Annotated in this window: 13 protein-coding genes; 9 read left to right on the top strand and 4 right to left on the bottom strand. The window is 68.3% G+C overall.

Features of this window, described 5'->3' with window-relative positions:
- Window positions 1–27 precede the first annotated feature (27 nt).
- A complete protein-coding gene (locus AC3WPZ_RS14500) occupies window positions 28–1,116 on the top strand; it encodes a sulfate/molybdate ABC transporter ATP-binding protein (RefSeq protein WP_382158762.1) in 1,089 nt (362 codons plus the stop codon).
- Between the two features lie 60 nt (window positions 1,117–1,176).
- On the opposite strand, the gene AC3WPZ_RS14495 is transcribed toward AC3WPZ_RS14500, so the two are convergent.
- Window positions 1,177–1,389 carry a hypothetical protein gene (locus AC3WPZ_RS14495; protein ID WP_291112338.1) on the bottom strand — a complete coding sequence of 71 codons (213 nt, stop codon included), beginning with the start codon at window positions 1,387–1,389 and terminating at the stop codon, window positions 1,177–1,179.
- 162 nt (window positions 1,390–1,551) lie between these two features.
- On the opposite strand from AC3WPZ_RS14495, the gene AC3WPZ_RS14490 reads away from it, so the two are divergent.
- The gene (locus AC3WPZ_RS14490; protein WP_291112336.1) at window positions 1,552–1,800 is read left to right on the top strand and encodes a hypothetical protein; all 249 of its coding nucleotides are present in this window, start codon (window positions 1,552–1,554) and stop codon (window positions 1,798–1,800) included.
- Window positions 1,801–1,871: 71 nt separating this feature from the next.
- Entirely contained in the window at window positions 1,872–2,645 is a 774-nt protein-coding gene (locus AC3WPZ_RS14485; protein ID WP_492440225.1) for a hypothetical protein, read from the top strand.
- Here AC3WPZ_RS14485 and AC3WPZ_RS14480 read toward each other — a convergent pair.
- The 3 genes from AC3WPZ_RS14480 to cadR all read right to left on the bottom strand — a co-directional run bounded on the left by AC3WPZ_RS14480 (window position 2,620) and on the right by cadR (window position 4,317).
- The gene (locus AC3WPZ_RS14480; RefSeq protein WP_382158768.1) at window positions 2,620–3,384 is read right to left on the bottom strand and encodes a Crp/Fnr family transcriptional regulator; all 765 of its coding nucleotides are present in this window, start codon (window positions 3,382–3,384) and stop codon (window positions 2,620–2,622) included. The two genes, AC3WPZ_RS14485 and AC3WPZ_RS14480, sit on opposite strands and share 26 nt — an antisense overlap.
- Before the next feature lie 133 nt (window positions 3,385–3,517).
- Window positions 3,518–3,850, bottom strand: a complete 333-nt coding sequence (locus AC3WPZ_RS14475) for a YnfA family protein (protein ID WP_382158770.1) — start codon at window positions 3,848–3,850, stop codon at window positions 3,518–3,520.
- A 35-nt stretch (window positions 3,851–3,885) separates the two neighbouring features.
- A complete protein-coding gene (gene cadR / locus AC3WPZ_RS14470) occupies window positions 3,886–4,317 on the bottom strand; it encodes a Cd(II)/Pb(II)-responsive transcriptional regulator (RefSeq protein WP_382324160.1) in 432 nt (143 codons plus the stop codon).
- Window positions 4,318–4,384: 67 nt separating this feature from the next.
- Here cadR and AC3WPZ_RS14465 point away from each other — a divergent pair, with 67 nt between their 5' ends.
- The 6 genes from AC3WPZ_RS14465 to AC3WPZ_RS14440 all read left to right on the top strand — a co-directional run bounded on the left by AC3WPZ_RS14465 (window position 4,385) and on the right by AC3WPZ_RS14440 (window position 7,467).
- Window positions 4,385–5,041 carry a cation efflux transmembrane domain-containing protein gene (locus tag AC3WPZ_RS14465; protein ID WP_382324158.1) on the top strand — a complete coding sequence of 219 codons (657 nt, stop codon included), beginning with the start codon at window positions 4,385–4,387 and terminating at the stop codon, window positions 5,039–5,041.
- Window positions 5,031–5,408, top strand: coding sequence for a DUF3703 domain-containing protein (locus AC3WPZ_RS14460; RefSeq protein WP_492440223.1), 378 nt, complete (start codon window positions 5,031–5,033; stop codon window positions 5,406–5,408). The genes AC3WPZ_RS14465 and AC3WPZ_RS14460 overlap by 11 nt, the downstream gene beginning before the upstream one ends.
- The gene (locus tag AC3WPZ_RS14455; protein WP_492440221.1) at window positions 5,408–5,743 is read left to right on the top strand and encodes a hypothetical protein; all 336 of its coding nucleotides are present in this window, start codon (window positions 5,408–5,410) and stop codon (window positions 5,741–5,743) included. Before AC3WPZ_RS14460 ends, AC3WPZ_RS14455 begins: the two co-directional genes overlap by 1 nt.
- A gap of 142 nt (window positions 5,744–5,885) precedes the next feature.
- Entirely contained in the window at window positions 5,886–6,401 is a 516-nt protein-coding gene (lspA, locus tag AC3WPZ_RS14450) for a signal peptidase II (RefSeq protein WP_492440219.1), read from the top strand.
- Entirely contained in the window at window positions 6,398–6,814 is a 417-nt protein-coding gene (locus tag AC3WPZ_RS14445) for a disulfide bond formation protein B (protein WP_382324153.1), read from the top strand. Before lspA ends, AC3WPZ_RS14445 begins: the two co-directional genes overlap by 4 nt.
- A complete protein-coding gene (locus AC3WPZ_RS14440; protein WP_382158783.1) occupies window positions 6,811–7,467 on the top strand; it encodes a DsbA family protein in 657 nt (218 codons plus the stop codon). The genes AC3WPZ_RS14445 and AC3WPZ_RS14440 overlap by 4 nt, the downstream gene beginning before the upstream one ends.
- Window positions 7,468–7,472 lie beyond the last annotated feature (5 nt).

Here is a 7,472-nt window from a genome sequence, read left to right as displayed (position 1 = left end):
CCACCCAACCCTGCTGGGACAGACACCATGAGCATTGAGATCCGCGACATCAACAAGAATTTCGGCACCTTCCAGGCGCTGAAGAACGTCAACCTGGACATCCACTCGGGCGAGTTGCTGGCCCTGCTCGGCCCTTCGGGCTGCGGCAAGACCACGCTGCTGCGCATCATCGCGGGGCTGGAGACGCCGGACACGGGCAGCATCCTGTTCAGCGGCGAGGACACCACCGACGTGCACGTGCGCGAGCGCAACGTGGGCTTCGTGTTCCAGCACTACGCGCTGTTCCGCCACATGACGGTGTTCGAGAACGTGGCCTTCGGCCTGCGCGTGAAGCCTCGCGGCCAGCGCCCGAGCGATGCGCAGATCAAGACCAAGGTGCTCGATCTGCTCAAGCTGGTGCAGCTGGATTGGCTGGCGGACCGCTACCCTTCGCAGCTCTCGGGCGGCCAGCGCCAGCGCATCGCCCTGGCGCGCGCGCTCGCGGTGGAGCCCAAGGTGCTGCTGCTCGACGAGCCTTTTGGCGCGCTCGATGCCAAGGTGCGCAAGGAACTGCGCCGCTGGCTGCGCCGCCTGCACGACGAGCTGCACGTGACCAGCGTTTTCGTCACCCACGACCAGGAAGAAGCCCTGGAAGTGGCGGACCGCGTGGTGCTGATGAACCAAGGCCAGGTGGAACAGATCGGCGCGCCGCAGGAGGTGTGGGAACACCCGGCGAGCCCGTTCGTGTACGGCTTCCTGGGCGACGTGAACCTGTTCCACGGCCGTGCCAACGAAGGCCAGTTGCACCTGCAAGGCGTGTCCATCGATTCACCCGAACACGCTGGCGCGCAGGACGCCAAGGCCTTTGCCTATGTGCGCCCGCACGACCTGGACGTGCAGCGTTACGCGGCCGGTCTGCCTGGCATCGTGGCCAAGCTGGAGCGTGCGGTGGTGGTGGGCCCGATCGCCCGGCTCGAACTGCTGCCGGTGGACGCACAGGCCCCGGGTGGGTACGACCCGCTGATCGAGGCGCGCATGTCGTCGGAGCGTTTCCGCGAACTGGGTTTCAAGGAAGGCGACACGCTGGTGGTCTCGCCGAAGAAGGCCCGGGTGTTCCTGCAGCCGCAGGCAGCCTGAAGCACAAGATTTACGCCGCTTACATCGGGTATCACAGCCCGGTGCAGGCGGCGTTTTTCATCATGCGGCGAGCTTGATCTTGCCCTCCGTCACGTAGCGCTTGAAGTCGGCCAGCGGCATGGCCGCCGAGCCACGCACTTCCTCGTCGACCCAGCTGAGGGTGGCGTCGTTCAAACCCGTTTCCACCTTCACGGGACCGGGGCGAATGACGATGTTGGGGCCATCGCCTTCGCGGTACTCGACCTTGCCAACAATGTGTGCGGTTTGTGCCATGGCGTGCTCCTCGATATGGAGTCTTCAGGATCGCGGGCATGCGCCCAGGGGTCTGTGCGTTGACGTACAGAACTTCGCTCACGCGAGGCTTAGTCTGGACTCAGCCGCTTCTTCCGGCTGTTGTCACCCCCCTGCCCCGTGCAGCTTTCAAAGGACCCCATCATGAAGACTTCCAAACTCCTCACCACCACCGTGGCCGCGCTGACCGTCGTCGGCGCTGGCCTCGTGTACGCGCAGACCACCACCCCGAGCACGCCAGCGCCCATGACGCAGGACTCGACCACCCAGGCGCAACCCGCCACGCCCACCGCGCCCGCACCGTCGACCACGATGCCTGCGACGCCCAGCCAGGACACGACGCAACGCAGCACCGTGCCGATGACCACGGATGCCCAGGCTGATCGCAACTGACCCTTGATGAAACAGGCCCCCATGAGCCCGATGAGGTTCCGGGTGCCGCCCATTTCCAGAACACGACCGTCATGCGCATTCCCCCTTCCCTCGCGCAGGACATCCGCAACGGCGCGCTGATCGGCGCGGCAGTGCTCACCTTGCTCATGCCGCCGGCCAAGCTGGTGCAGGGCCCCGACGGCCCACAGGCTGGTGCCGCCATCGCGGTGCCGCTCGCGCCCCTGTCGGCGCCGGAGCCGGACTTCGGCGGCGTCGAGGCCACCGCCAACGCGCACGAACTCGTGCAGTGGATCGCCCGCACGGGCGACAACGCGGGCATGCCTTTCGTGCTGGTGGACAAGCCGGCCGCCCGGTTGCATGTTTTCAATGCCAACGCGAGCCTGCGAGACAGCACCCCGGTGCTGCTCGGGTTTGCGCCTGGCGACGACACCGTGCCAGGCATCGGCAGCAGGCCGGTGGAACAGGTGAAACCGCATGAGCGCACGACACCAGCCGGCCGCTTTGTCGGGCATCTGGGCCACAACCTCACGGGCGAAGACGTGGTGTGGGTCGACTACGAGGCCGCCGTGTCGATGCACCGCGTGCGGCCCACGCTGCAGCCCAAGGAGCGGCGCGCCGAGCGGCTCGCGTCAGCGACCATCGACGACAACCGGATTTCCTATGGCTGCATCAATGTGCCGGCCGCGTTCTACGAAGCGCAGCTGAAGCCGGTGTTCTCGACCATGTCGGCCGTGGTGTACGTGTTGCCCGAGCACAAGAGCCTGAGCGAAGTGTTCGGCCTGACCACGGCGCCCGCACCGTCGCCGCAGGAGGCGCGGGTCAGGCGCTCTGCAGGGTCCGTTTGACGATCCGCGTGGGAAGCGAGGGTGTGCCGTGGCCGCAGGAGAGCTTGTCGTACGCGCGGCGCACCACACCGTAGCATTCGCAGCTGCGCGCTTCGAGCCCGTCACGGTCCAGGATGGAGATATGACCCCGGTGGTACTCGATCAAACCGGCTTTCTGCAGCTTCAGCGCGCCGCTGGTGACGCCTTCGCGCCGCACGCCGAGCAGGCTCGCGATGCGCTCCTGCGTGGCCTGCATGTCGCTGTTGTCCTGCCGGTCCAGGTGCTGGAGCAGCCAGCGGCAGAGTTGCTGGTCGAGCGCGTGGTGGCGGTTGCAGGCCGACGACTGCGCCATGTGCGTGAACAGCGCCTGGGTGTAGGCCAGCAGGTGCTGCAGCAGTTCGGGCGAGCGGCGCGTGTGGTGCAGCAGCGCCTGCACACCCATGCGGCCGGCGTGGCCGGGGCGTTGCACGACGGCGTCGCACAGGGCGCTGGTATCGCCCATGAAGGCGCACACACCCACCATGCCCTCGTTGCCGACCACCGCCACTTCGGACGATGCGCCGTCTTCCAGCGAAGACACCAGCGACACGGTGGCGCTGACGGGAAAGTACACGTGCCGCACTTCGGCGCCGGCCTGGTGCAGCAAGGCGCCGGCCCGCAGCTCTTCCCATTCGAGGTCGGGCTCCAGAAGCTCCCATTCGGCGCTCGACAGCATGGCCAGCAAGTGGTTGCTGGGCAGCGGAGACGGATTGGTGGTCATGGCAGTTCCCTTTCAACAGGTCGTTCGATTCGCGGGCCCACCCGGGGGGTGAGCCGAGCCCAAATTAGGCCGGGGATCGCACGAACACCGTGTCAGACGAAGTGCCCTTTTCGCCGTAGGAGAACGAGAGGGATCAGGCGCCCTGAGGCTGCAGTGCGATCACCGCCATCCCGGTCAGGGCAATTACCGCTCCCGCCACGTCCCAGCGGGTGAGGGAGACGCCGTCCACCAGCCGCAGCCAGACCAGGGCCACGGCGATGTACATGCCGCCATAGGCCGCGTAGGTGCGGCCGGCGGCGGCGGGATGCAGGGTGAGCAGCCAGGCGAACAGGCCCAGCGCCAGCGCCGCCGGCAGCAGCAGCCAGGCGACTTTTTCCTGTTTGAACACCAGCCAGGTGAGGTAACAACCCACGATCTCGGCGAGCGCGGTGACGGCGAAGAGGAAGGTGATGCGCAGGGCGTCCATGGGAGTGAACCGGTAAAAAACGGCGTCAAACGGCATCAATGGCCGGGATGGCAGGCGCAGGCTTCCCCGTGCGCGGCCGAGACCAGCTCGGTCAGGATGCCGCAGGGCGCCCCGCCCTCGTGCTCGCCGTCGCAGCGCGAACGAAGTTGCAGCAATTGTTTCTCCAGCGCCCGCATGCTCTTGAGGCGGGCGCGCACGCGGCTGAGCTGTTCGTCCACCAGTTGGTCCACATTGAGGCAATGGCCCTCGGGGTCGTCCACGAAGCCGAGCAGGCGTTTCACGTCGGCCAGGGGCATGTCCAGCGCGCGGCAATGGCGGATGAACGACAGCCGCTCCAAGTGTGGCTGGTCGTAGTTGCGGTAGCCGTTGTCCAGCCGCGCGGGCTCGGGCAGCAGGCCTTCCTTCTCGTAGAAGCGGATGGTTTCCACGTCCACGCCCGTGGCACGGGCCAGTTCCTTGATCTGCATGGTTTTTCTCCTTGTTGACACTGTAGCCGCTTTAGGGTTTTCAATACAGGCATCGAAAGGAAAAACCATGTCAGCCCATTGCCATACCCACGACACCCCCAAGCCCACCGAGGTCGCCAACCTGGGCCGCTACCGCCGCATTCTCTGGATCGCGCTGCTGGTCAACGCGGCCATGTTCCTGGTCGAGATCGTCGCCGGCTGGCGCGCCGGCTCGCTCGCGCTGCTGGCCGACGCGATCGACTTCGCGGGCGACGCGCTGAACTACGCCATCTCGCTCGCGGTGCTCGCCTCCGCGCTGGCCTGGCGGGCCCGCGCGGCCGTGCTCAAGGCGGTGAGCATGATCGGCTTCGGCCTGTACATCCTGGGCAGCGCGGCGTGGGCGGCCTGGAACGGCCAGGTGCCCGATGCCACCACCATGGGCGTGATCGGGGTGCTGGCGCTGGTGTCCAACGTGGCCGTGGCCTGGATGCTCTACGCCTTCCGCGAGGGCGACGCCAACATGCGCAGCGTGTGGCTGTGCTCGCGCAACGATGCCATCGGCAACGTAGCCGTGATGCTGGCCGCGCTCGGCGTGTTCGGCACCGGCAGCGCCTGGCCCGACCTGATGGTGGCCAGCCTGATGGCCGCGCTGGCCCTGCACGGCGGCTGGCAGGTGCTGCGCCAAGCGCGCGGCGAGCTCGCCGGTGAAAGCGAAGCCCACGGGCACCACGACCATGCGCACTGAGCCCACCGCCGTGCCGGGCTTCGACCCGGTGATCTACGCCCGCCTGCTGTCGCGCTTGCACGCCCTGCCCGCCACCGCGACCCGCGAGCGCTGGCTGCTGCTGGAGGCGGCCCATGTGGTCGGCCAGACCCGTTTCCGGCCCCATCTGGAGACCCATTGGCTGATGCTCGGCCAGGCCTGGCGCACCCGGGACGCGCGCGAGATGGCCGGGCAGGTGCTGCGGCTGCTGCTCGTGCCCCTGGGCCACCTCACAGGGCGCCTGCCGATCGGCAACCCGGGCCGGTCGCAGGTCAGCGCCTTCCGGCCCATGGCCGTGCGCGCGGACATCGCCGAGGCCATCGCCCAGGCCACTCCTACAATCCCCTGATGCGTTCGTGGCTCGCCGTCTTCCTGTTGGTGCTCTTGCCGTTGCAGTTTTCCTGGGCTGCGATGGGCACGCCCGCCCCGCATGAACGCGAGCCCGTGGCGGGGGCGCACTGCCCCCATCCCCATTGCGCCACCCGCACGCCGGGGCTGGATGCCAGCACGGCGCACCACGCCGATTGCGGCACCTGCCACAACGGCTGTCCCATGGCCCTGTTCCACGAACCGCGCCGCCCTTTCGCGAGCGCACCGGCCTTCCCGCTGACGGGGGCCGCCGTGGTGCCGGCGTCGAGGCCTGCCGACCTGCCCGACCGGCCTCAGTGGAGCGCCCGGGGCTGACCCCGGGCAGCGGCTTCATCCGCCTGTGGCAGCGCCGTTCGCGGCGCCGCGCCCGCGTCTCCCCCTCCTCACGCAGCGGCGAGCGGCCTTCCGGGTCGCCCGCTCTTCTCTCATTCTTGCGCTCTTCGAAGAGGTGCACCCCATGCCACTCCATTGGCTCCGCCGATCCCCCCGTTGGGCCTGGCTGGTTCTCGTCGTCGCGCTGGTGGGCGCGGACCAGGCCACCAAGGCCCACTTCGCCGCCACGATCCCGCTGGGCACGGGCATCGAACTCACCCCCTGGCTGAACCTGGTCCATGTGCTCAACACCGGCGCGGCGTTTTCGCTGCTGGCCGATGCCGACGGCTGGCAGCGCCCGTTCCTCATCGCCGTCGGCCTGATCGTGGTCGTGGCCATCAGCTTCGTGAGCATGACGCGCCACGTCGAGCCGATGGAGCGCTGGCTCGGCGCGGTGATCGTGGCCGGCGGCGCGGGCAACCTCATCGACCGCGTGCAGACCGGCGCGGTGGTGGACTTTCTCGACCTCCACTGGCGCGGCCTGCATTGGCCGGCCTTCAACCTGGCCGACGTGTTCGTCGTGACCGCCGTCGTCGCCTGGGCCCTGCTCTCGCTGCGGCGGCCTGCCGCGCCCGTCGCCACACCGGACGCCCGCCCATGAAGAACCCCTGGACGCTTCTGCTCCTGGCCTGGCTGGTGGCGCTCGCCGCGACGGCCGGCGCGCTGTTCATCGGCGAGGTCATGTTGATGGTGCCCTGCCAGCTCTGCTGGTACCAGCGCATCTTCATGTTCCCTCTCGCGCTCATCCTGGGCATGGCCTGCTTCAGCGAAGACCGGCGCGGCGCGGTCTACGCGCTGCCGCTGGCACTGGGCGGCACCGCCATGGCGGGTTACCACACGTTGCTGGTGGCCGGCCTCATCCCCAAGGCCTGGCTGCCGTGCAGCGCCGGTGTCTCGTGCGCGGACCAGCGGCTCGAGATCCTCAACGGCATCCAGATTCCCTGGCTCTCCCTGGCCGCCTTCGCGGCCATCAGCCTTCTGCTCACCCTGTTCCTTCGAAAGACCTCCCGATGACCTCCAAGAAAATCACCGTGATCGCGCTCGTCGCCGTCGTGCTCGCCGCGTTCGGCCTGGGCGCCTACCTGTACCAGCAGCGTGTGCAGAACTCGCAGATGGACAAGGTCACCCAGCAACAGGCGCGCCTCGTGCGCATGCATTCGCCGGTGTTTGGCCCGCAGGGCGCGCCGGTGACCATCGTCGAGTTCTTCGACCCGGCCTGCGAGACCTGCCGCGCCTTCCACCCCGTGGTCAAGGGCCTGCTGGCGCAGTACCCCAACGAAGTGCGTGTGGTGATCCGCTATGCGCCCTTCCACCAGGGCTCGGACCAGATCGTCCTGCTGCTGGAAGCGGCCAAGCGGCAGAACAAGTACGCGCCCGTGCTCGACGCCGTGCTGGCCGCGCAACCGCAGTGGGCCGACCACGCCCAGCCCAACTTGCGCGTGGCCTTCCAGGCCGCGGAACAGGCCGGGCTGGACATCAACCAGGCCATCGAGGACGCCCAGCGGCCCGAACTCGCGGCCGCGCTGCGGCAGGACATCGAAGACCTCACCGCGCTGGAAGTGACCAAGACGCCCACCTTCTTCGTCAATGGCCGGGGCCTGCCCAGCTTCGGGCGCGAGCAGCTCCTCGCACTGGTGGCCGAGGAAGTGGCCAAGGCCCGCAAGTGAGCCCG

The sequence above is a fragment of the Hydrogenophaga sp. FW305-3-2-15-A-LB1 genome, from assembly GCF_058787875.1.
This window is presented reverse-complemented; position numbering and strand designations above follow the sequence as displayed.